Below are 22,158 nucleotides of genomic sequence, written 5' to 3'. Positions count from 1 at the left end.
GAGTTGATCTTTGATGTATTGCGCCGCGACTGTACAAAAATTTGATGCTGCAGATCAATTGAACCGATGTTTCTCCCCTTTTTAAGGCGTTCGCTCGGACTTCGGCGACAACGTAATGATCACGGTGTTTCTGCTCTTGTGCCATGAAGCGGTGCAGTGACAATCGCATGGCGGTTTGGATTGGGGGCCCCCAGAGGCCAATGAGTCAGAAACTCAGACCGCAGTCCGTGGATTAAGGCGTGTTATCTGATAAATCGCATCCGGGTTGAGGCGCTGTTTCAAGACACGTTCGTCCGTCCTTGGAAGCGTGGTGGACCAAAACTCATCTTCTTCTCGAACAAAAGAAAACAGTTAGCTAAAGCACTACTCAGAAATGAGACCAGCTCGACTAAACTACTTAGGCTATGTCCTCAATCGTTGAACCGACAGCCTCATTGGCATATATTGCCAAGGAGGAGGCCTAAGCCATGGTAACCCGCAACGTCGTACTTACAGAATCGCAAGACCAACTGGTGCAGAATCTGGTTGCATCCGGTCGCTATCAGAACGCTAGTGAAGCGTTGCGTGCGGGACTTCGTCTTCTGGAGCGGGAAGAAGCGGGGCTGGAGTCTCTTAAGCAAGGCCTGCAGGAGGGTGTGGCACAGGCTCAGGCTGGAGATCTGGCAGAAGGCAGCGGTTCGGATGCGATCCGTCGTGCCTTCGCAAGGGCAAGAGCCAAAACGTGATCCGACCCTTTCGACTAACACGCCGTGCTGAATCCAGCCTGGTGGAAATTGCCCGTTGGACCATCGATAAGTTTGGACCGCATCAGGCTGATCTTTACGAACAAGAGCTGATAGCGCGCTGCCAAGCCATCACCGAGGGTAGGGTGGCCAGCCGCAGTTGTTCTCTATTGGTCGAGGAGGCGGTTGATCTCAGTTTTGTACGGGCAGGAGAGCATTTCCTGGTCTACTTCGACCAGCCGGATAGCGTAGTCATAATCGATATCCTGCATTCCCGTTGCGATCTGCCGCGACATGTTTCTGCGCTGGCTGCGTTGACGGATGCGACGGGGAACGGGACATAGGCATTGCAGCTAGAAATCTCCCTAGCGCTACGAACTCTTTAAACAATCCGTAAGCGCTCACCCCAACAGTTCTGTAGCTGGATTCTCCGCAATATCGACGTCATCGTAGTATTTCTGCGCCTGTGCGAGCGAGCGGTGCAGGGACAGGCGCATGGCGGCCTGGATCGGGGCGCCGTCGAGGGCGGCTTGGGTCAGAAACCCCGAGCGCAGCCCGTGGGGAGAGGCAAAATCCTGCGGAAGACCCGCCAGTTTCAGCCGGTGTCTGACGATCTGGTAGATCGCATCCGGGCTAAGCCGACGTTTCAGCACACGATCCGCTTTTGAGACTGGTTTGAACAGTGGCCCTTTCTTAATCTGTCCAACCTCGACCCAGTGCACCAGCGCCTGTGCCGCACGGCCCTTCAGCACCAGCCGCGGCGTTTCCCCTTTGGTTGTCGTCTTGGTCTCCAGGAGCGAGATCCACACCAGGCCTTTCTCGTCGAATTCCTTCAGCGAGACGTCTTCAAACATCAAACCAGTGATCTCGGACCTCCTCCGACCGCCTGAGGCCCAGCCCAGCATCAGGATCGCCCGGTCGCGACAATCCCGGCGCGAGCCGCGGCAGGTGGCCAGCAGCTGCTCAAGCACATCGCGGGTGATTGGATGGGCGGATTTCGGGGCCGGGGGCCGGGCGGCGGCACGTCTTGCCTTGGCGCGGGCCTGCTTGATCTGCGGCGCGTCCAACGGGGAGGGGAGGTTCTTCATCCGGTGGAAGGCCAGCCAGGAGGCGATGCGCCGGTCCAGTGTCGACGGTGCCGGGCAGGCGAGGGACTTGCGCAGCCCTTGCGCGATAAGTGTCTCCGCCGTTTGAAGTGCGATGTCTGTGTCCGGGGCATCTCCGAGATCGCGGGCATGATCGAGGATGAAGGCCAGCGCCGTGGCCTCGGATTCCGGCCAGTCCAGCGCCGATCCGCAACGCGTCGCCTTCCAGGCCGTCACATAAATCAGATCCCGTTCATAGGCCCGCAGCGTGTTTTCCGGTGTGCCGCGCACATAAAGATCAGTGAGCGCCTCCTGATCCGTGTCCGAGAGGGCAGGGAAGGCGGCCGGGAGATATGGGGCAGGGGGCTTCATGTGGTCCATTCTGCGTCTTCATTCCAATAGATGTCCGAGAGGCCGTCATTGTAAGGCGGATTCACTTTATGTTGATAAGGGATACTTATCGAGTGTAACTTGAAACTGATAGCGCAACAAAAGTAACGAGCAAAAGTAACAGATTTTGCGCGTAAAGTAGGTAGAGGGCTTGCGGAATAATAAAATCGGAGGTTCTGTCGCAGGTCTGTAAACCAATTGGCATCGACATTGCGCTGGAACCGTTGGCAAACTAAATGAAATGAACAGATATTTTGCCACTGAATTGCCTTTCTGGAAGTTTGCCAGAAACACGCTGATCGTCAGTTGCCTTGCGTTGTTTCCGCTGTTGGCCATCTTCGTTTTGCGCACGCCGGGCTTTGCGACGCACCTCCTGAACAGTGGTCCCGCGTTTGTTCGGTTTTTGCGTCAGGTGGTGACGAATGGGTTGCCGGTCGTTTTCCTTTTAAATTATCTCAGCTTTTTTCTTTTCGCCGTTGGGGTAAGGGCGCGGGGCAGGGGGGCCATCCCGGCCCGGTATCTGCTAATTGACCTGCTGCTACGGGCCGTCCTGTTCATCGCGCTGCACGCGCTGATCTACGCGCTTTCGGCAGACTGGTTCGGGTCTTTCGGCGGTGATCCCGTAGTGGCGTTGCGGGTAGTCGGTCCGACGCTGGTACGCTCCGCCTACTTCGAGAACATCTCAGGCGTTTACCTGTACGCCACGCTGGTCGGAGCGCTGCCGCTATACCTATCCGTCGTTCAGAGCCAGATCGCCCACGGTACTGGATTTGCAGCCCAACTGGCACGTCGCGTACCTGGGCGCGGCGGACCTGTGACATTGGCCCTGCTACTGATGGCGGTGTCAGTGGTCGTTCTGACCACCGCGGCGGCGCTGATTGTCCGTTTACAGTCGGTTTGGGGCTGAAGGGTCAGAACGCCCTGCGTATCGCGAAGGAGACTGCGTAATCGCGTTCAAGCTGGGGCCCATCCAGATCTTGATACACAGGGATCACGCCCTCGATACCCAGGCGCGTGCCCGCCAAAACGCCCGACCCCGGCACAAGGTAATTCACTCCGATTCCGATACGCAGAAACTGGCCGCCGCGCAGGGTCGGATCAGCGGTGGGCACCATGCCTGGGTTCAGGCGCGCATCCGACCCGTCAATGTTTTCCACGATGTCGCCGACCACCCGCAACGAGGAGCTGAACTGGTCATTCCAGCGCCGTGCACCCCAAACTGTTGCTGAATAGACGTCACCCAAGGTGTAACCGGCATCATTCTCACCCATCCGGATCACGGCGGCCAGCTGGGCGCCCCAAGACCAATCCGCGTTCTGGCCCGTATAGGTGACGCCCGGCAGCAGGTCGTAGGTGCCTGAACCCAGTTGCATGGGGTAGGGCAGCAGCTGGTCCTGCCCAGCTGGCGTGGTGTCGGTCTCGTCTATCGAGCCAGTCGGCAGACTGAGGCCAAGAGATAGTTCCAGCACCTGCCCGTCGGATTTGTAGATATCATATCCGCCGATGATCTTCAGATCGCCAAACCCCTGTGCCCTGGTCTTAAAGGTCTGGCCCATGCGGGTCTGGTGCTTCATCGTCTTGCGGGTATAGGGCAGCATCGCCATCACCGAGATCTCGTCGGTCACACCGTACATCAGGCCGACCATCGCCATGTTCATGCTCATGCTGAGCGGCGCGATCGGATACTGCGACAGAACGTTCGAGGTAGACAGCGACTGCGTTCCGGTACGATTTCCGTCCATCTCCATGTTCATGTAAGAGAACACAGGCATCAAAACACCCTCGGGTGGATGCATACCGCCAACGACACCCGTTGGCGGCACCGCGTCGGGGCGCATCATCCTGGACATGCTTCCCATACCTGACATGTTGCTGGAGGCTTGCGGGTTCATCGCCACGTTGTCAGCCGGACGGGTTTCCGGTTGGGCCATGGCAGTTGACCCAAGGCTCAGCCCCCCAGCCAGTATTACAGCCTGGAGGCGTTGCCAGACGCACGTAATCTTGCTGTTGCTCCGTGTCATGATGCCCTCGTGTTCGTTTGTTTCCTGAGTCCCTGCCCTGAAAACAAAGTGTTCGGTACGTCCATCGGTGAAGTCGAAATGGTGGGGGTCTCCAGCGCTGGAAGGTCAAGGCCGCCGGCCAGATTTGCGCTCGTCAAGCATGCATCAGCCGAAGGGGGTGCGGCAATAATGCGCTTGACCCTCCAGCGCTGGATTGTCGGACAAGGCCGCAAAACCGGAAATCCGGAGGGATTGGAATGATACCGGAAATCGGGCAGTTCGCCCTGGCGCTTGCCCTGGCCGTGTCCTTGGTGCAAAGCGTATTTCCCTTGATTGGAGCAGCACGGAACAATGTCATGTGGATGCGATCGGCATCTGCGACCTCGGTCCTACTGACAGCGCTGGTTGCTATCGCCTTCGCCGCTCTGATGTGGTCCTTCGTGGTCAGCGATTTCACTGTGCTAAATGTGGCCAGCAATTCTCATTCGCTGAAACCGATGCTTTTCAAGGTGGCTGCGACCTGGGGTAGCCACGAAGGGTCGCTGCTGTTGTGGATTCTGATATTGGTGATTTTCGGGCTGGGTGTGTCTCTGTTGGCTCGGAACATCCCACTGAAACTCAAGGCGCGCACTCTGGCAGTGCAGGCCTGGATCAGCGCGGGGTTCCTGTCATTCATGCTGTTCACCTCGAACCCGTTTGACCGGGTGTTTCCGGCACCGCTGGATGGTCAGGATTTAAATCCGCTGTTGCAGGATGTCGGCCTGGCTATGCACCCGCCGTTCCTATACCTGGGTTACGTCGGCTTCTCTATCGTATTTTCTTTCGCCGTGGCTGCCCTGATTGAGGGGCGGGTCGATCCGGCATGGGCGCGGTGGGTCCGACCCTGGACATTGGCGGCCTGGGTGTTTCTGACACTTGGTATCGTTCTGGGCAGCTGGTGGGCCTATTACGAACTGGGTTGGGGCGGCTGGTGGTTCTGGGATCCGGTCGAGAATGTCTCGTTTATGCCCTGGCTTGCTGGCACAGCGCTGTTCCATTCGGCCATTGTGACCGAAAAGCGCGGCAGCTTCAAAAGTTGGACGATCCTACTGGCCGTTTTGACCTTCTCGTTGTCCTTGTTGGGGACATTCATTGTCCGCTCAGGCTTGCTTACATCGGTCCATGCGTTTTCGGTCGATCCCGAACGCGGCATTTACATCTTGGCGCTGTTGGCTGTCGCGATCGGTGGTTCATTGACGCTGTTTGCCATACGCGCACCGGAGATGGAGGGCGGCGGTCTTTTTGCCCCGATCAGCCGCGAGGCCGGTTTGCTTATTAACAACCTGCTGCTGGCCACCGCAACGGCGACGGTTCTATTCGGTACGCTTTATCCGCTTTTGCTTGAGGCTGTGACAGGTGAAAAGATTTCGGTTGGACCACCTTATTACAACGCCAGTTTCGTGCCGATCATGCTGGTTCTAGTCGTTGTAATGGGGATTGGGCCGCTGTTGTCATGGAAGCGGGCGGATTTGCGCGGTGTTCTGTCCCGGCTCAAATGGGTGGCCGGGGTTAGCCTGCTCGTAGCGTTGCTTGTGTGGTATCTGGATACCGGCGGCCCAGCCTTGGCGGTAGTGTCGATCGGCCTTGCGGTTTGGTTGCTGGGCGCTGTGCTGACAGAGTGGGCCAGCCGAATTAAGCTGGGTGAGGCACCGTTGGCCGAGTCCCTGCGTCGGGCCCGCAGCCTACCGCGTTCTCATTACGGCATGGTCGTGGCCCATGCGGGGTTGGCTGTCTGTATGATCGGCTTTATCGGGTCCAGCGCTTGGAAATCCGAGGTCGTGACTTTTGCCGAGCCCGGAACACAGATTGAGATAGCAGGGTTCGACGTGCGTTTTGACGGTGTGGAACAGCTTCGCGGTCCGAACTATCTGTCTCGCGCGGCCACACTGACGGTATTTCGCGATGGCGCTTATGTCACCACGCTTCAACCCGAGCGCAGGGCCTATCTCGTGGCGGGTACCAGTACGACCGAGTCAGCAATTCGAACGACGTTGGCAGGGGACCTTTACGCCTCAATATCGGAACCGGCGGCGGAATCAGAACAGAGCAAATGGACCCTGCGTATCTTGTATGAGCCATTGGTGGTCTGGATCTGGATAGGTTCAGGATTGTTAGCATTTGGTGGTGTCTTGTCACTCTCCGATCGGCGTCTACGCGTCGGTGCACCACGAAAACGGACTGGGCAGAGCTCCGTTGCGGTGGCGGCGGAGTAGGGCAATGAAACGTCTATTTGCACTGTTCCCAATTACGATTGCCGGCATCCTGGGTGCCTTCCTGCTATGGGGACTGAATCCCGATCGCGATCCAAACGAAATCCCGTCTGTTTTGATCTCGCAGCCGGTGCCTGAGTTCGACTTGCCGCCGGTCGAAGGGCTGGATACCCACGGGCTGTCCAGTACCGATCTGGTGGAAAATGACGGGTCAGCTCCGATCGTGGTCAACGTGTTTGCGTCCTGGTGCGTGCCCTGCCGGGCCGAACATGCGGTGCTGACGCGTATGGTACGCGATGAGGGCATTCGCCTGATGGGCATTAACTACAAAGACAAGCCGCAGGACGCGCGGAAATGGCTCGACGATCTGGGCAACCCTTATGAGCGCATCGGTTCCGACCTGGACGGCCGAGCCGGGATCGAATGGGGGATTTCCGGCGTGCCGGAGACCTTTGTGATTGATGGCGCGGGCAAGGTCGTATTCCGTTTTGTCGGCCCGGTGCTGGGCGACGAGGCAATTTCAAAGATGCGCACCGCGCTGGATCAGGCGCGGGCGGCCGGAGGAGAGGCGTCATGATACGTCGCATTGTAATTACCGCGGTCACTCTGGCGATGCTGGTGTCGCAGCCGGCATTCGCGGTTGAGCCCGACGAGATACTTGCAGATCCGGTATTGGAAGAGCGGGCCCGGGCGATTTCGAAACAGGTGCGATGCGTGGTGTGCCAGAACCAAGACATCGACAGTTCTAACGCTGGCGTGGCGCGCGACCTTCGTCTGCTTGTGCGCGAACGGCTGGTGGCAGGCGACACGGACCAGCAGGTTATGGACTTTCTGGTTGCGCGTTATGGCGACTATGTTCTGTTCAACCCGCCATGGAAGCCATCAACTTACATTCTGTGGGTTGCGCCTATCGTCATCCTGGGGCTGGGTGGTATCGCGACTGCAGCGGTATTGACCCAAAATGCGCGCCGATATCGGAAGTCGCGAAAACAAGAGACGGAACGCGGCGCGAGCGAAGAACGGAATCCCGAAAACCATTCACTCACGGAGCCGCACGCATGATCTGGATTATCTTTTCATTCATGGCCGTGGCGGTGTTTCTGACGCTCGCCCTCTCCGGCCTGGGGCGCAAGACCTCGGACTTGTCGAGACGCGAAAGCGCCTCTGCCATCTTTTCCGACCAGATCGGCGAAGTGGAGAAGGACCTGGAACGAGGAATTATCTCAGCCGAAGAGGCCAAGGCCGCCAGAGCCGAGATAGAACGTCGCCTGAAGGCGATTGACCGGCAATCGGACGACAAAGCGATAATGGGCCATTCCGGGCGTGCGCTGATTTTACTTGCCGCGCTGGTAGTTCCAGCGCTCGGAGCCGGTCTTTATTGGCAACTGGGTAGTCCCTACATCCCCAGCCAGCCATTTGCCCAACGCGAGGGGGAGCAGGCCGAAGCCCGTGAAATCGCCGACCTTGCCGTGCGCCTGAAGTCGCGGCTTGAGGCGGATGAAACCGGCGGGCCAACCGAGGGATGGGTGTTGTTGGCTCAGACCTATATGCGTATGGGACGCTTTGGAGATGCCGCAGACGCGTTCGAGGGGTTGCTGGACCGACCCAATGCGAATTCAGCGCTGGTGTCGCAATATGGCGAGGCGTTGGTCTATGCCGATGACGGTGTCGTTACGCCCAAGGCCGATCGGGCGTTTGAACGAGCCTTGGAACTGGACCCATCGAACCCAGCAGCGACATTCTACAAAGCCATTGGTCTGGAGCAGGCTGGATCGCCTGATAAGGCCTATGACCTACTGAAGACGCGGATGGACGCCGAAGAGGAGTTCCGGCCATGGATGGAGAGTTTTGTGGCCCAGCTTAACCGCATCGCCCCGTCGATCGGACGGGCTCCGGTGAATCTGGCGGCTTTTGCCCCTTCCATGCCCGGCCCAACTGCCGATCAGGTGGCGGCGGCCGAGGAGATGTCAGACGAAGACCGGCAGGCCTTCATCCGCTCGATGGTCGAACGGCTTGCGAGCCGGATGCAGGAAAACCCAGGCGATCTGGACGGCTGGATGCGGCTGGGCAACGCCTATTCGGTGCTGGGCGAGACCGACGGCGCCCGGAACGCCTATGGCAGGGCAAGGGATCTGGCGGATGACCTGCCGCAGGGGGATCCGCGCAAGGTGGCAATCGACCGGGCATTGCTGGAACTGGGGGGTTGATTCCCGCAGCCCGGCGTGGATCGGGCCGGCGCCGACTTCGCGCTGATGCCCAGTGAGCCATCTGGAAAATTCCGGTTTAGGCTATCGCATGCCGATCTTTAGGAGGTTGAGACCATGAAAGTTGAAACGTTTTCTGATCTAATTGTCTGGACGCGGGAAATGCATCATTGGCTCGCCGAATGTTTGGCCCACTGTTCGACACAGTCAGAGCAGGAGCTGGCCAGGATGTTGCTTACCTACCTCGCCGATCATGAGGCTGCTCTGGAGAAAATCGTCGATGGTTTCGTGAAACGAGCCGATCCCAAAGCGCTCAACACCTGGGTATATGACTATTTGGGCAATGAGCCGATCGACCCACATCGCGCCTGCGACAGGCCGTTCGCACAGATGAGCGTCGATGAGATCTGCGAAGCGGTCTTCGATCTTCACAATCAGGTGATCGACTTATATCGGTATTTGCACGGGCGTGCCGAGATACCCGAGGCACGCGAACTCTTTCAGGCGATACTGGATATGGAAGAGCACGAGACCATGCGTTTAGCGCAGCAGAGCAACCGCGTCCGGGATATGTGAACTCCGGGGTCAGGATCCGCTTTCCACGGCTCCGCCCGCAATCGGCGCGGCCTGTTCCATCGCGTCGAGAATGGCGTTCGTGGTCAAGATCTCTGGCAGGGCGATGCCTTCGGGGGCCGACGGGCCGTAGACGATGTTGAAGGGGATCCCGAACCGTCCATTGTCCTCAAGGAAACGGGCGATCACATCGTCGGGGCGGGTCCAGTCGGCCTGCATCGGAATTGCTTTGTCCGATTGCAGTGTTGCCAGAACCTCGCCGCGTTCCAGCACCAGCGCTTTGTTGGCCTTGCAGGTCAGACACCAGTCGGCTGTGACATCGACGAAAACCACCTCGCCGCGCGACACAAGGCGGGCGATTTCGGGGCGGCTGAAGGTAATCCAAGGGATCTCTCCGGCTGGTTCAAGCAGCCTGGACCGGTCTTTGCCGGCAATCGCAACCGGTGCGGCAAACGCTGCGGTCAGCGTCAGCAACAGGGCTGTCCAGCGCAAAACGGGTGGCATCATCGTACTTTTCCAGATCAACAGGACCAGAACAGTTGCAGCCAGCACGGTAGCAGTTGCAGCAGTGTCTCCGGCCACCCCGACCATCACCCAGACCAACCAGCCGATCGTGGTCAGCAGTGCCGCCGACAGGGCCCATTTTAATCCCACCATCCAACGCCCCGGTTTAGGCAGAGCGGCGGTAAGTTTCGGGTGCACTGCAACCAGCAGGTAAGGAATGGCCAGCCCGACCCCCATTGCGGTGAAGATCGCCACGATATCCACCGGTCGGCCGGTCAGGGCAAAGGCCACCGCCGTGCCGAGGAAGGGGGCCGAGCAGGGCGTCGCCAGAACTGCTGAGAAGGCTCCGGTCAGGAAATCCCCGACCAGCGACACGCGGCCCTTTTCGACATGGGCAAGCCGGGTGTTCAGCGACTGCGGCAGCGTGATCTCGAACAAGCCCGCGAGGCTGGTTGCAAAAACCGCCAGCACCACGATCATCACCGCAAGGAAAAGCGGATTCTGGAACTGGATGCCCCAGCCGACGGAATAGCCCAGCGACCGCGCCGCAATGGTGATAGCCGCCAACAGCCACATGAATGTCAGGATTCCGGCTGCCGAAGCCAGGAACCCGGCGCGAATCTGAGCCGCAGAGCGGTCGCGAGCCTTTACCGCCGAGGAAAGCTTGATCGAAAGCACTGGCAGTACGCAGGGCATGACATTCAGAATCAACCCGCCGCCCACCGCCAGCAAAATGATCCAGACCAGCGCGCTGGCTGAAGTTTCGGCGGCCGCGATCTCATATGGTGGCGGGGTAGGGGGAGCGTCGGTACGGGGCGAAAACTCGGCCACGCGGTTGGTGTCGGTAACCGTGACGGACAAGGCGGGGGGGTCCTGTGCCAGAGCGAGGACCGGGAACTGCACCCATAGCTGACGCCTGTCGCCAGCGAGCCGGATGTCGGGTGCACCAAACGCGGTGTCACGTCCCATGTCGGGAAAGACATCAGGCGCATCAAAGGGCAGGTCGCTGGTGAAATTCAGCGTCAGCATCTCGGACTCGGTATCCAGGGTCGCGGCGTCGGACTTCATTCCGCTTGTGTTTCCCGTGGTTGGCACCCGCGACAGAAAGGCATTTATAAGCCGGGCCGAGTCCTGATCCCGACCCGTTCCCTGAGTCAGCGACAAGTCCAGCGAAAACTCGACCGGCACACAGATATCGGAACAGATCAGCGTTGTCACAGCGGCCTTCAAGTCAACTGGCGCTCCGGGGTTCTCGAGTGTGACGGTCAGCGGAAAGACCACTTCGTCCTTGTACCCGAAATTCTCGATCCCGAAGGCGCGAAAACGGATCGGCGCGGGCCAGTGAAACTGTACGTCGCTGACGTTTTGCGAGCCGTTCCAAGTGATCTTGGGCGGAATTCCCACCTCACCAGGCGACTTCCAGTAGGTTTTCCAATCTTCGCCCAGTTTCAGATGCAGTCCTGCAGTGATCGTCTTGACGTCAGGCGCGATCCCGTCCTGCGCGGTAATTATGTGTGCGACCAGGGGCTCTGATTCATACGCTTGGGATGTAGCTGCAAGGCTTGTCCCGGCGGAAGTCTGGCCAAAGATTAACCCCAAGATCATAATACATAAATTTAGGAGTGTTCTTGCCATTGCGCGTTGCCATCGGTTGTTTTGCACCCGTCTCTGCCAGATTCCAGCGCTGGAGGGTCAACGAGCCGGAATGTCACATCCCCACGATCAGCTCACGAAACCTTCGCGCCCGTCTTCGCAGATGAAATAGGCCCCGCCATCCGCGCCCTCCCATTGAACCCGGCAACCTTGGGGCAGGGCGTATTCAGGCTGCGGCGGTTGCAGCGGGCATAGTTTAGGGCGTGGTGCGCAAGCCGCCAGCGAAAGAGCGGCCAGCGACATGGCGGCCAACCTTGAGCACCAAAGCTTCATGATTGAAGATTATTGCCGGTGTACTGGGTTCGGTCCGACCGCGGCGTCTGTTGCCTTTGGTCTTTCCGATTCAGATTTGTTCGAATGACAGGATTTTTCCATCGCCTTGTGCATAAAGAAATGGGCTCCGAGGCACAGGATCAACGGTGCGAAAAGACCCAAGGAGTCAGAAAGCCCACCAACCGTCCCGCCGGCGATCAAGTAGAGAGCGATCGGCGTTATCATGGCAATGCAACATACCATCATGCCCCATTTCATTATCTTGCCGCCGCTAACCGGTACTGACGCCTGCGGCGCGTTTGCAGTCTGTTTTTCTTTCACATTCAACTCCAAAATTTGGATTGGAGACCTCTGCTAACGCCTTCCCACGATGGAAGGTCAAGCTGTTTTGGCGCGAAGCGAATTTGACGCTGTCAAACCAGTCCAGCATTTGCTTGGGCCTTACTTGGTGCATAGACACGGCCGGAACAGGGAAGTTTTTAGGGGTATGAACAGCAGGCATTGTCGTCCCGACGCCTGGTGAAGTTTCAGGTTAAACACGAAGCTGCCTAGGTCACTTTAAGCCTTGAAAACTCGCGGGTGGGTCGAAGCGATATCGAACGAATAATTGAATGGACAAATCTTCCCCCGTCGCGGATTGTCTAATCCCCTGGGTACTAACTCCAGACACCAACCAGCCAATAGGAGCGCTATCAATGCTGACCAGACGACATTTTGTTGCAGCCTCGCTCGCCATTTTCTCTCAGCCGGTTTTTGGAGTGACGTCGGCGGCGGCCTCGCAATGGTCGGAGTGGGATGCGCAAGTAACTCCAGCCAATTTTGATCCCGCAACATCCAATCCCTGGGGTTTACACCCACGTTTCCTGCCTCAGCGTGTGCAAACCAATCGACCACTTACTCCGGGTGACATTCATGTCGACGCGGTGGCACGATATCTGTATTTCATCGAAGACGGTGGCACAGCAATGCGTTACGGCGTAGCCATTGCCCGAGGCAATCTTTACGAGCCCGGAGTCTACACGATCAAGCGAAAGGCCAAATGGCCGCGTTGGACTCCTACAGCCGAAATGATTGAGCGCGACCCTGATGAATATGCGCAATTCGCAGATGGTGTGCCCGGTGGGCCGACAAACCCATTGGGATCAAGGGCGTTTTATCTGTTCGAAGGTGGTCGCGACACATACCTGCGAATTCACGGAACGCCTTATCCAAGATCTATCGGAGGTCGCGCAAGTTCTGGCTGCGTAAGGATGGCGATGCCACATATCATCGGGCTTTATGATCGTGTCAGGCCAGGGTCCACGGCTCATCTCTACCCTCCCGAGCGGCTTCTGACCGCGACCAGCTGACAGGCGCTTGTCAGGCGCGCGTACAGATTGGGCGCCCTTCAATAGTCCTAAGTGGTAGGTAGGTTGTTTCAACTGGCCCAACATAGCGATACCAATAGCAACCGTCCTCAGGCATGATTTTCACTGCGTTCAGGTCCTGGCCCGGAGCAGCAATCTGGGCTACGGCGTCAGGAACTTGGGAAAGCGTTCCGGGCTCGCTATCTGCAGATATTGACGTTGTTTCGGTACAAGCGCCGATGAACAAAAGTGCGGCCAGTGCTTGGAAAGCTTTCCTGAAGGACATGGTGTTTAGTCCACTGTGATTGTCATTTGTAGTGCCTGCTACCCTCGCATCGACGGGTGATCACATCAATTCACCAAGAACTAAGCAATTGTTAGCGTTGCTTTTTTGTGTTCGGTTGATTCAAGAAAGTCAGGTTTTGCTTAAAGCAGCCTGGAGTTACGTCCAAGAAAAATTGCTTTTCCACAATGACTTGATGATTTGGGTCCGCCTTCTAAGGAAATATCCCTGCGCCAACGGCAACGACAATTCAGACGAGACATCCCATATGAAATGTCATTTGCGTGTTGACCTTCCAGCGCAGGAACCGGGCATACGAGTTATTTGAGTCGGAAAAAAAGAATAAACTTTGGGATGGCAGGCATGAAACGGAGCAAAGAAGGAAAGGTTGTTACGCGACGTGGAGTGATTGCCGCGTTTGCTGCGACGACGCTTTTTCCAGCACCGGCCGTTTGGGCCCAATCAACGGCAACTGAGGGGACGCGCCGCAATGTTTCCTCATTCCGCGTTGCTAAATGGCAGGACCACTTTGATACGCTTAAGAATGGTGTGATCCTGTCCGATACACAGTCCAAGGTCCTGCAATATTGGTCGGAAGACGAAAGCGTCTACCGAATGTATCCAACCAGCGTACCGCTGACGGAAGACCTTACAAGGCTGGGCTACACCACAGTTACTCGCAAGGTCGAAGGGCCGTCTTGGCGACCGACACCAGCAATGAAAAAGCGCAACCCCGCTTGGCCCGATTATGTGGGCCCGGGTCCGGAGAATCCTCTGGGGACACATGCACTTTATTTGAGCTGGCAATACTACCGGATCCACGGCACCAACGACACGCGCAAGATCGGGAGAAGATCCTCCAACGGCTGCATTGGCTTGTACAACGAGCAGATTGCGGAATTGTTCGAACTGGCCACTGTGGGCACTCAGGTAAAACTGATCTGACCTTGGTCAGGCCGATTTTTTTTGCGCGCGTTGAACCTAAGAACTGACAATCATGTGAAGAACAGAGATGGATAAACTTACACTCTTGATCGGCGGAGTAGTGATCGCAGGCGCCGCCGCGTTCGTCTACAACTTAAATCAGCAACCAACAGGTCACTCGATGACGCCGCCCGATACGTCAGCACTGGAGCAAGGAGACCCAATCGAAAACGTCACTCTGCCGGACCAGCTAAGCGAATTTGCGGCCGTCGGCAAAGTGGCATTCGACGCCAAATGCTCGGCGTGCCATGGCGCGAATGCAACAGGTCTGGAAGGCCTTGCACCACCTTTGGTGCATAAAATCTATGAACCAAGCCACCATTCGGACGAGTCATTTTATGTGGCAGTCCAGAATGGAGTTCGGGCACACCATTGGAAGTTCGGCAATATGCCGCCGGTCGATGGCTTGACCCGTGCGGATGTGAAGGGCATCGTGGCGTATATCAGAGAGCTGCAGCAGGAAAACGGGATTTTCTGAAGGTGACGAGCCGAATGGGCAGTGCAATTCGTTACATCATACTGTCAATGGTGCTGACCATTGGCGGGCTGCTTGTGACGGCCGATTCTGCTCATGCACATGGCAGTGGTTCTCAGCACGTGATTGACCAAACGGACTCCGCGGACGTTGAGCATGTCAAGCAGGGTCATCCCGGACATTGTCATGGCGGAACGATTTGCAACGCTGTTGGTCTATTTTCGATGGGTCCACCACCGCCTGGCCCCCAAGATACTGAACAAAGATACTCGATCCCTCGAGCCCAATACCGGGTTCTCGGTATCGCGGCGTTTGACCCACCACCGCCGCGTGTCCTGATCTGACCAGTCGAATTGCGCTCAACCTGGGCGCGTCGAAGCAGACGACAAGGACAAAACAATGAACATTCTGAAAATGACCACAGGCGTTGCCCTGGTTTCTCTGTTTGCAGCCGCCGCCCTGGCGCATGGTGGCGCAACCGGCATCGTCAAAGAACGCATGGATGGTATGTCCGCGATGAAGGACAGCATGAAGATCCTTACGCCGATGATGCAGGGGAAAACGCCCTACAATGCGCAAACGGTACGAAGCGAGGCCAAGAAAATCGGGCGTCACGCTGGCGAGAGCATGACAAAGCTGTTTCCAGAGGGATCTGATGGCAAACCCTCGGAGGCCAAATCGGAGATCTGGCAGGATTGGGGTTCATTTGCAGAGTTAGCCAGGCAGTTGGAATCCTACTCTGAAGGCCTTGTGCTTGCGGCGGACAACGGGTTGATGATGTCCGGGTCGGGCCATGGTTCGGGCATGATGGGCGGCGCATCCATGATGGGTGGCGGTTCTATGATGGGTGCCGGAATGATGGGCGGCAGTCCAAACCAGGCACAACTTTCTGAAATGCCGGCAGATGGTGTGTTCATGATGCTGAGCCAGACATGCTCGGCGTGTCACACGCAATTTCGGTCGGAATAGGAATGCGTCATGAGACCGATATTCCGATTGGGCCTTGCTGCCGCCGTAGCGGCGTCAGCGGGACTTGTTGCTGTGATGGCTTGGCCGATTGGCCAGCCCTTACAAGCTCTCGACATTCAGGGTGACGTTAACCGCGGGGCGTATCTGGCAAGGGCAAGTGGTTGTATCGCTTGCCACACAGATTTTGCCAAAGGGGGCGCGGCCTTGGCCGGTGGGGTGGAGTTGGATACCCCGTTCGGCACGCTCTTTTCGCCGAACCTGACCACAGATCCCGATCACGGGATCGGTGATTGGACAATCGAGGAGTTCGCCCGCGCGGTGCGTCAAGGCGTATCACCCGGCGGACAACCCTATTACCCGGCCTTTCCTTATCCATTCTATGCCAATTTCACGGATCAGGACATCGCCGATCTCTGGGCCGCATGGCAAACAGTTCCACCGGTAGCGGAACCGTCAAAAGAACAGGAAATGGCGTTCCCCTTCAATCAGAGATGGGGCCTGAAGCTGTGGCGCGCGGCTTTTCTGGAACCACCCCGCACTGATCCCGTGCCGGGCAATGACGAAGTGTGGAACCGGGGCCGGCTACTGGTCGAAGGTGCCACACATTGTGCGGCCTGCCACACCGGGAGGAACCTGGCTGGCGCAAGAAATTCGGACACGGAACACTTCAAGGGAAGTGACTCTCTGCCGGGCGGTGACAAGGCACCGGCCATCGACTTTGAGACCCTGCAAAAGCGTGGTTGGACGGTAGATGATTTGGCCTACGCGTTGCGCACCGGCGTCATGCCTGATGGCGATGTCTTCGGCGGCGCCATGGGAGAGGTCGTAAACTATGGCACCAGCTTTCTGACAGACGAAGACCGGAAGGCAATGGCGACCTATCTGCTGGATGTGCACGACGGGGGGTAATCGAGTGAGAGATCAAATTTTCTTTGGAGGGAAGTCCTCATGAAGCTCAATCGCAGGCAATTCGTTGCAGGCACGTCGGCACTAATCGCAGTGCCGACTATCGGGAGGGCGGCTACCGCCCCCCGAATAATCGAGGCGCGTTCAGGATTGGCACGTGTTGCCCCCGACAGCTATCCTGAAACCGAGATATGGGGATATGATGGCGGTGTTCCGGGCCCCGAAATTCGTGCCCGGCAGGGCGAAACGGTTCGCCGGACACTCCTGAACTCACTGCCTCAGCCTACGGCAATCCATTGGCATGGACTGCGGGTTCCAAACAACATGGATGGGGTGCCGGGTCTTACACAGGAGGCTGTACCAACAAGCGGCGAGTTTCAGTATGACTTGCCTCTGAAGGATGCAGGAACCTTCTGGTACCACTCTCATAACCAGTCAACGGAACAAGTGGCCAGGGGCCTTTACGGCGCGTTCATCGTCGACGAAATGGACCCGCCGGACACGGATCATGACATTACGATCCTGCTGGATGACTGGAGGTTGGGTCAGGACGCCCAAATCGTCGATGATTTCGGCGCGATGCATGACTGGACGCATGCAGGCCGAATGGGAAACTACGTTCACGCACACATATCGCCCATGACAGAAGTTCTGACAAACCAGCGTTTGCGACTTCGAATGGTCAACGTGGCAACTGATCGGATCATGTATGTCTCAGTAGGTGGCGCAAACGGGAAACTGGTCGCTTATGATGGCATGCCTGTAAGGCAGCCAGAGGATTTTGAAACCCTTGTTTTTGGGCCTGCACAGCGAGCAGACTTAATTGTTGATGTCACAGCGGAATCGAACGAAGCCGTTCAAATAACTCTTCACGAACGCGATGAATCGTTTGTCATTGCTGAAATCCCGGTTTCGGGAAGCGGTGCATCCGCAAACCGCGGTGCAATAGAAGCCCTGCCACCCAACCCTGTTTCCTTTCTCGAAGATGTTTCTGACGCTTTGACAATCCCATTAGTGATGGAAGGCGGGGCGATGGGCGGACTGCGTCAAGGCACTTTTAACGGCCAGGTCATGAGCACCAATGAATTGGTTCAGGAAGGGCAGATCTGGACATTCAACGGTGTCGCCGGGTTACCTGAAAACCCCCTTGCTGCCGTTTCGCGTGGCGACATAGTCCGGATTCAGATGCAGAACGACACCGTCTTTCCGCACGCTATGCACTTGCACGGGACGCACTTTCAGGAAGTTCTGCCAAACGGCAACCTAGGGCCGCTGCGGGACACAATCCTGGTTGACCGGATAGAAAAGCGGGAGATTGCGTTCGTTGCGGATAACCCGGGGGATTGGCTGTTTCATTGCCATATGCTGTCGCATCAGGCCGCTGGTATGAAGACCTGGCTGAGCGTGGCATGATGAACAAGAGTTCGGCGAAATGGGTGTCACTGGCTGCTGTAGTGATCATTGTCGCGGTCGCTGGCTGGGGCCTGAGTGGGCGTGCGCAGAACAGTGCATCAGCGGATTCGGCACGTGGTGCAGTTTTGTACGCCGAAAACTGCGCGTCATGCCACGGGGCAAATTTGGAGGGTCAGCAGGATTGGCAAACACCTGATCCGGATGGCGTCTTGCGGGCGCCCCCGCATGACCGAACCGGGCATACCTGGCATCACGGCGACAAGCTGTTGTTCGACTATACAAAGTTTGGCGGGGACCAAACTTTGAAACAGATGGGTGTCGCTGACGTCAAAAGCGGCATGCCAGGCTTCGGGGACACTCTGTCGGATCAGGATATCTGGGACATCCTCGCCTTCATCCAGGAGAGTTGGCCGGATCGGGAACGCAAGCTGCAAGAGCAACGCACCGAAGCAGAACAAACGGAAGGAAACTGATGTGAAACGAATACTTGCAGGCTTAGTCGCTATCGCCATGTCGATTGGCATTCCTATGGCACGCGCCGACGAGCTGTCTGACTCCGATGTAAAACGGCTGGCTCTCGAAGCCATTTTGGAAAACCCTGAGATCATCATGCAGGCGATTCAATTGCTTCAACAGCGCGAGGATCAGGCAAAAGCCGAAGCAATTGGAAGCGTCTTGGAAAATCAGCGTGAATTGCTGGAACAGGATCCGAATGCGCCTGTAATCGGAAACCCGGAAGGCGATGTAACCGTGGTCGAGTTTTTCGACTATAACTGCCCATATTGCAAACGCGCTGCCCCGGTCGTGAAGAACGTAATCGCGGGCGATTCCGATGTGCGAATTGTTTATCGAGAATGGCCCATACTTGGAGAAGGTTCCGACTTCGCGGCACGCGCTGCGCTGGCCTCACGAAACCAGGGAAAATACGAAGAATTTCATTGGGCGCTTATGGCTCTGAACGGTCGTGCCACTGAGGCCAGTGTACTGAAAGTTGTTCGGGAACTTGGCCTGGACGAGGATCAATTGCGCGCAGATATGGAAGCGCCGGAAGTCGACGCGCATATTCAGATTTCCATGGAATTGGCCCGACAGCTTGGCTTCAGTGGCACTCCTTCGTTTGTGATTGGAGATGCGCTTGCCCCGGGTCTGATCACCGAAGATGAAATGACCCGGTTAATCGTGGCAGTCAGAGACGCAAGATAGAACCAAGGGGGCGACAGCATGTGCGCTCCTAAGTTTATCATGCGATCGTGGCTTCGTATCCCTCGGACTTCAGCGCTGCAAGGATATGATCAAGTGAATTGGTGCTTAAGACACGTACCCTGCGGTTTTCCATGTCAAAGTCCAACTGTGCGGAGGAATCCACCGTGGCAACGGCTTTTTCGATAGCTGACTTGCAGTGCCCGCAGCTCATATCCGGGATATTTAGGGTCGTCATGGATGTTTGCTCCTGTGTTCCGTCGTCCCGGCTAAAGTATTCCAGCACAGGAAGGTCAAGTCGTGATTATTGGATCGTCAAAATTAGTGGCAAAGAAAGTCAGCCCCATCCCTTGACCTTCCACTTGCTGGAACCCTTATGTTTCCCGTCAGCAGAACATTGGTGGTGACAATATGACTGAAATTTCACATGCAAGGTTTCAAGTTCAGGGTATGAGCTGTGCGTCCTGCGTAGGGCGGGTTGAGCGCGCGTTGAAAGATGTGCCAGGGGTAGATGCCGCTTCGGTTAATCTCGCCAGCGAAAGCGTTCAGGTCGATTTCCGCGATCCAGCCGATAAAGCGGCCATTGCTGATGCGTTAAACAGCGCCGGATATCTGGCACGGACGGAAGAGGTAACGCTGGATATTCAGAACATGTCCTGCGCATCGTGCGTGGGGCGCGTTGAACGGGCATTGCAAGCAGATGATGGCGTCTTGTCCGCGTCGGTCAATCTGGCCACCGAAAGTGCAACTGTACGTTATGCTGAGGGAGTCACAACACCCGAAGCCATCGCGGCGCTTGCGGCATCTGCTGGCTATCCGGCGAGCCTGCGATCCGCGACGCAGACCGAACCACAAGACCGCAAAGCCAAAGAGATTCGCCAATTGGCCCGGCGAACAAGCTTTGCCGCCTTGCTCGCTTTGCCGGTCTTTATCCTTGAAATGGGCTCGCATGTTATTCCGGGCATGCACCACCTGATAGCGAGCACGATCGGCATCCAGAACAGCTATTACCTGCAATTCCTTCTAACCACGATCGTTCTTTTTGGGCCAGGTTTGCAGTTCTATACTAAGGGATTCCCTTCCTTGTTCAAAGGCGCGCCGGACATGAATTCTCTGGTGGCTCTGGGCACTTCGGCGGCTTATGGGTTCTCGCTTGTTTCCACCTTTGCGCCGGGTGTTCTTCCCGCCGGAACCGCAAACGTCTACTACGAGGCCGCAGCGGTGATCGTGGTTCTCATATTGCTGGGGAGGTTCCTCGAGGCGCGCGCCAAGGGGCGAACTGGTGAAGCGATCCGAAAACTGGTCGGTCTGCAGGCAAAAACAGCGCGCGTTGAGCGCGACGGATCGGTTGTCGAGCTACCGATCGAGCAGATCGTTGTAGGGGATATTGTGCACGTTCGACCGGGCGAAAAAATCGCGGTGGATGGTGCCGTAGTGACCGGCGCGTCATATGTCGATGAAAGCATGATCACCGGCGAGCCGGTTCCTGCCGAAAAGACCGAGGGCGCAACTGTGGTCGGCGGAACAGTTAATGGCGCGGGCGCATTGACGTACCGGGCTGAAAAGATCGGCGCAGACACTATGTTGGCCCAGATCATTCAAATGGTCGAACAAGCACAGGGTGCCAAGCTTCCGATTCAAGGCTTGGTTGACCGCATCACGCTGTGGTTCGTGCCGGTAGTGATCGCTGTGGCCGTAATGACTGTGCTGGTTTGGATGTTGTTCGGACCCGATCCTGCGCTCAGCTTGGCGTTGGTAGCCGGGGTTGCGGTACTGATCATTGCTTGCCCCTGCGCCATGGGGTTGGCCACACCCACCTCAATCATGGTCGGCACCGGCCGCGCGGCCGAGATGGGTGTCCTGTTTCGAAAGGGCGACGCCTTGCAAATGCTGCAGGAAACCACCGTTGTTGCGGTGGACAAGACGGGGACCTTGACCGAAGGGCGTCCGGAGCTGACCGACCTGATTGTGGCCGAAGGATTGGCCGAGGATGAGGTTCTGCGCCTTGTTGCTGCCGTTGAGGTCACATCCGAACATCCGATCGCCACGGCCATCGTGCGCGCGGCTGAAACCCGTGGTCTGGAGCTTTCGAAGCCAGAAGACTTCACGTCGATCACCGGTTACGGGGTAAGCGCCTCAGTCGAAGGCCATACAATCCTGATCGGGGCCGACCGCCTGATGAGTCGCGAAGGGGTTGAAATGGGCGCGTTGTCTGATCGGGGCGCTGAACTCGCAATCAACGGAAAGACTCCACTTTATGCCTCCGTAGACGGAGTTATCGCAGCCGTCATCGCCGTGGCGGACCCAATCAAGACCACCACGCCAGACGCAATTGAAGCTTTGCACGGACTGGGGCTGAAAGTAGCGATGATTACCGGCGACAATACCGCTACAGCCAAATCCATCGCGGCGCAGCTTGGCATCGATCATGTCGTGGCCGAGGTTCTGCCAGAGGGTAAAGTATCCGCGTTGCAAGATCTGCGCTCAAATGGCGGAAAACTGGCCTTTGTGGGTGATGGCATCAATGATGCCCCCGCTCTGGCGGCGGCTGACGTAGGAATTGCGATCGGGACAGGCACTGACATCGCCATCGAGGCGGCTGACGTCGTTCTGATGTCAGGCGACCTGACAGGCGTGGTCAACGCCTTCGATATTAGTCAGCGCACCATGCGTAACATCCGCCAAAACCTGTTCTGGGCTTTCAGCTACAACACGCTGCTCATACCGGTTGCAGCGGGGGTGCTCTATCCGTTTGGCGGCCCGTTGCTGTCGCCGGTTTTGGCTGCAGGTGCCATGGCGCTGTCCAGTGTATTTGTCCTGACCAACGCGCTGCGGTTGCGCTGGGTTAAGCCGATCAAAGTTGGGCGAGAACAGATCTCGCAGAATGAAGAGCAGGCGCTGCGATCAGCGCCTGCTGAATAGAATAGGA

Annotated in this window: 24 protein-coding genes; 18 read left to right on the top strand and 6 right to left on the bottom strand. The window is 57.1% G+C overall.

All coding sequences use genetic code 11. The annotated features are described in order from the left end of the window. Positions 1-467 precede the first annotated feature (467 nt). The gene (locus tag I5192_RS19220) at positions 468-725 is read left to right on the top strand and encodes a type II toxin-antitoxin system ParD family antitoxin (protein WP_170514513.1); all 258 of its coding nucleotides are present in this window, start codon (positions 468-470) and stop codon (positions 723-725) included. Then, positions 722-1,066, top strand: coding sequence for a type II toxin-antitoxin system RelE/ParE family toxin (locus I5192_RS19215; RefSeq protein ID WP_170514516.1), 345 nt, complete (start codon positions 722-724; stop codon positions 1,064-1,066). Before I5192_RS19220 ends, I5192_RS19215 begins: the two co-directional genes overlap by 4 nt. Positions 1,067-1,123: 57 nt before the next feature. Here the strand turns inward: I5192_RS19215 and I5192_RS19210 are convergent, their stop codons facing one another. Next, positions 1,124-2,179: a tyrosine-type recombinase/integrase gene (locus I5192_RS19210; protein ID WP_223118360.1), complete on the bottom strand. Its 1,056-nt coding sequence runs from the start codon at positions 2,177-2,179 to the stop codon at positions 1,124-1,126. Between the two features lie 259 nt (positions 2,180-2,438). Between I5192_RS19210 and I5192_RS19205 the strand changes: the two genes are divergently transcribed. Further along, on the top strand, positions 2,439-3,104 hold the full coding sequence (locus I5192_RS19205) for a hypothetical protein (protein ID WP_050605729.1): 666 nt from the start codon (positions 2,439-2,441) through the stop codon (positions 3,102-3,104). 4 nt (positions 3,105-3,108) lie between these two features. On the opposite strand, the gene I5192_RS19200 is transcribed toward I5192_RS19205, so the two are convergent. Further along, positions 3,109-4,218, bottom strand: coding sequence for a transporter (locus tag I5192_RS19200; protein ID WP_223118359.1), 1,110 nt, complete (start codon positions 4,216-4,218; stop codon positions 3,109-3,111). 236 nt (positions 4,219-4,454) lie between these two features. Between I5192_RS19200 and I5192_RS19195 the strand changes: the two genes are divergently transcribed. From I5192_RS19195 to I5192_RS19175, 5 genes are all read left to right on the top strand, one after another. Continuing rightward, on the top strand, positions 4,455-6,449 hold the full coding sequence (locus I5192_RS19195) for a heme lyase CcmF/NrfE family subunit (RefSeq protein WP_170417870.1): 1,995 nt from the start codon (positions 4,455-4,457) through the stop codon (positions 6,447-6,449). A 4-nt stretch (positions 6,450-6,453) separates the two neighbouring features. Then, complete coding sequence (locus tag I5192_RS19190; protein ID WP_170417873.1) at positions 6,454-7,023, top strand: DsbE family thiol:disulfide interchange protein; 570 nt, start codon at positions 6,454-6,456, stop codon at positions 7,021-7,023. Beyond that, complete coding sequence (locus tag I5192_RS19185; RefSeq protein WP_170417876.1) at positions 7,020-7,508, top strand: cytochrome c-type biogenesis protein; 489 nt, start codon at positions 7,020-7,022, stop codon at positions 7,506-7,508. The genes I5192_RS19190 and I5192_RS19185 overlap by 4 nt, the downstream gene beginning before the upstream one ends. Next, entirely contained in the window at positions 7,505-8,653 is a 1,149-nt protein-coding gene (gene ccmI, locus I5192_RS19180) for a c-type cytochrome biogenesis protein CcmI (protein ID WP_170417878.1), read from the top strand. Before I5192_RS19185 ends, ccmI begins: the two co-directional genes overlap by 4 nt. Positions 8,654-8,767: 114 nt before the next feature. Further along, entirely contained in the window at positions 8,768-9,226 is a 459-nt protein-coding gene (locus tag I5192_RS19175; protein WP_170417881.1) for an ATPase, read from the top strand. Positions 9,227-9,235: 9 nt separating this feature from the next. Here I5192_RS19175 and I5192_RS19170 read toward each other — a convergent pair whose 3' ends face one another. The 3 genes from I5192_RS19170 to I5192_RS19160 all read right to left on the bottom strand — a co-directional run bounded on the left by I5192_RS19170 (position 9,236) and on the right by I5192_RS19160 (position 11,974). After that, entirely contained in the window at positions 9,236-11,332 is a 2,097-nt protein-coding gene (locus I5192_RS19170; protein WP_170418009.1) for a protein-disulfide reductase DsbD, read from the bottom strand. Between the two features lie 117 nt (positions 11,333-11,449). Further along, positions 11,450-11,623 carry a hypothetical protein gene (locus I5192_RS19165; protein ID WP_170417885.1) on the bottom strand — a complete coding sequence of 58 codons (174 nt, stop codon included), beginning with the start codon at positions 11,621-11,623 and terminating at the stop codon, positions 11,450-11,452. Between the two features lie 39 nt (positions 11,624-11,662). Continuing rightward, on the bottom strand, positions 11,663-11,974 hold the full coding sequence (locus I5192_RS19160) for a DUF2933 domain-containing protein (protein ID WP_255612174.1): 312 nt from the start codon (positions 11,972-11,974) through the stop codon (positions 11,663-11,665). A 374-nt stretch (positions 11,975-12,348) separates the two neighbouring features. On the opposite strand from I5192_RS19160, the gene I5192_RS19155 reads away from it, so the two are divergent. From I5192_RS19155 to I5192_RS19115, 9 genes are all read left to right on the top strand, one after another. Continuing rightward, positions 12,349-13,002, top strand: a complete 654-nt coding sequence (locus tag I5192_RS19155; RefSeq protein WP_050605720.1) for a L,D-transpeptidase — start codon at positions 12,349-12,351, stop codon at positions 13,000-13,002. A 634-nt stretch (positions 13,003-13,636) separates the two neighbouring features. Further along, complete coding sequence (locus tag I5192_RS19150) at positions 13,637-14,227, top strand: L,D-transpeptidase (protein ID WP_170417888.1); 591 nt, start codon at positions 13,637-13,639, stop codon at positions 14,225-14,227. A gap of 67 nt (positions 14,228-14,294) precedes the next feature. Further along, a complete protein-coding gene (locus I5192_RS19145; protein WP_170417891.1) occupies positions 14,295-14,744 on the top strand; it encodes a cytochrome c in 450 nt (149 codons plus the stop codon). 153 nt (positions 14,745-14,897) lie between these two features. Continuing rightward, entirely contained in the window at positions 14,898-15,080 is a 183-nt protein-coding gene (locus I5192_RS19140; protein ID WP_157054267.1) for a hypothetical protein, read from the top strand. A gap of 60 nt (positions 15,081-15,140) precedes the next feature. Continuing rightward, on the top strand, positions 15,141-15,710 hold the full coding sequence (locus I5192_RS19135; protein ID WP_170417895.1) for a cytochrome c: 570 nt from the start codon (positions 15,141-15,143) through the stop codon (positions 15,708-15,710). A gap of 9 nt (positions 15,711-15,719) precedes the next feature. Then, on the top strand, positions 15,720-16,619 hold the full coding sequence (locus I5192_RS19130; protein WP_170417899.1) for a cytochrome c: 900 nt from the start codon (positions 15,720-15,722) through the stop codon (positions 16,617-16,619). Positions 16,620-16,658: 39 nt separating this feature from the next. Beyond that, entirely contained in the window at positions 16,659-18,029 is a 1,371-nt protein-coding gene (locus tag I5192_RS19125; RefSeq protein ID WP_170417903.1) for a multicopper oxidase family protein, read from the top strand. Next, complete coding sequence (locus I5192_RS19120; protein ID WP_171724989.1) at positions 18,029-18,502, top strand: c-type cytochrome; 474 nt, start codon at positions 18,029-18,031, stop codon at positions 18,500-18,502. Before I5192_RS19125 ends, I5192_RS19120 begins: the two co-directional genes overlap by 1 nt. Positions 18,503-18,539: 37 nt before the next feature. Next, positions 18,540-19,232 carry a DsbA family protein gene (locus I5192_RS19115; protein ID WP_170418016.1) on the top strand — a complete coding sequence of 231 codons (693 nt, stop codon included), beginning with the start codon at positions 18,540-18,542 and terminating at the stop codon, positions 19,230-19,232. A 37-nt stretch (positions 19,233-19,269) separates the two neighbouring features. Here the strand turns inward: I5192_RS19115 and I5192_RS19110 are convergent, their stop codons facing one another. Next, entirely contained in the window at positions 19,270-19,467 is a 198-nt protein-coding gene (locus tag I5192_RS19110) for a heavy-metal-associated domain-containing protein (protein ID WP_170417905.1), read from the bottom strand. A gap of 173 nt (positions 19,468-19,640) precedes the next feature. On the opposite strand from I5192_RS19110, the gene I5192_RS19105 reads away from it, so the two are divergent. After that, positions 19,641-22,151, top strand: coding sequence for a heavy metal translocating P-type ATPase (locus I5192_RS19105; RefSeq protein WP_170417908.1), 2,511 nt, complete (start codon positions 19,641-19,643; stop codon positions 22,149-22,151). The last annotated feature ends 7 nt before the right edge of the window (positions 22,152-22,158 follow it).

Source organism: Ruegeria sp. SCSIO 43209 (genome assembly GCF_019904295.1).
GTDB lineage: Bacteria > Pseudomonadota > Alphaproteobacteria > Rhodobacterales > Rhodobacteraceae > Ruegeria.
This window is presented reverse-complemented; position numbering and strand designations above follow the sequence as displayed.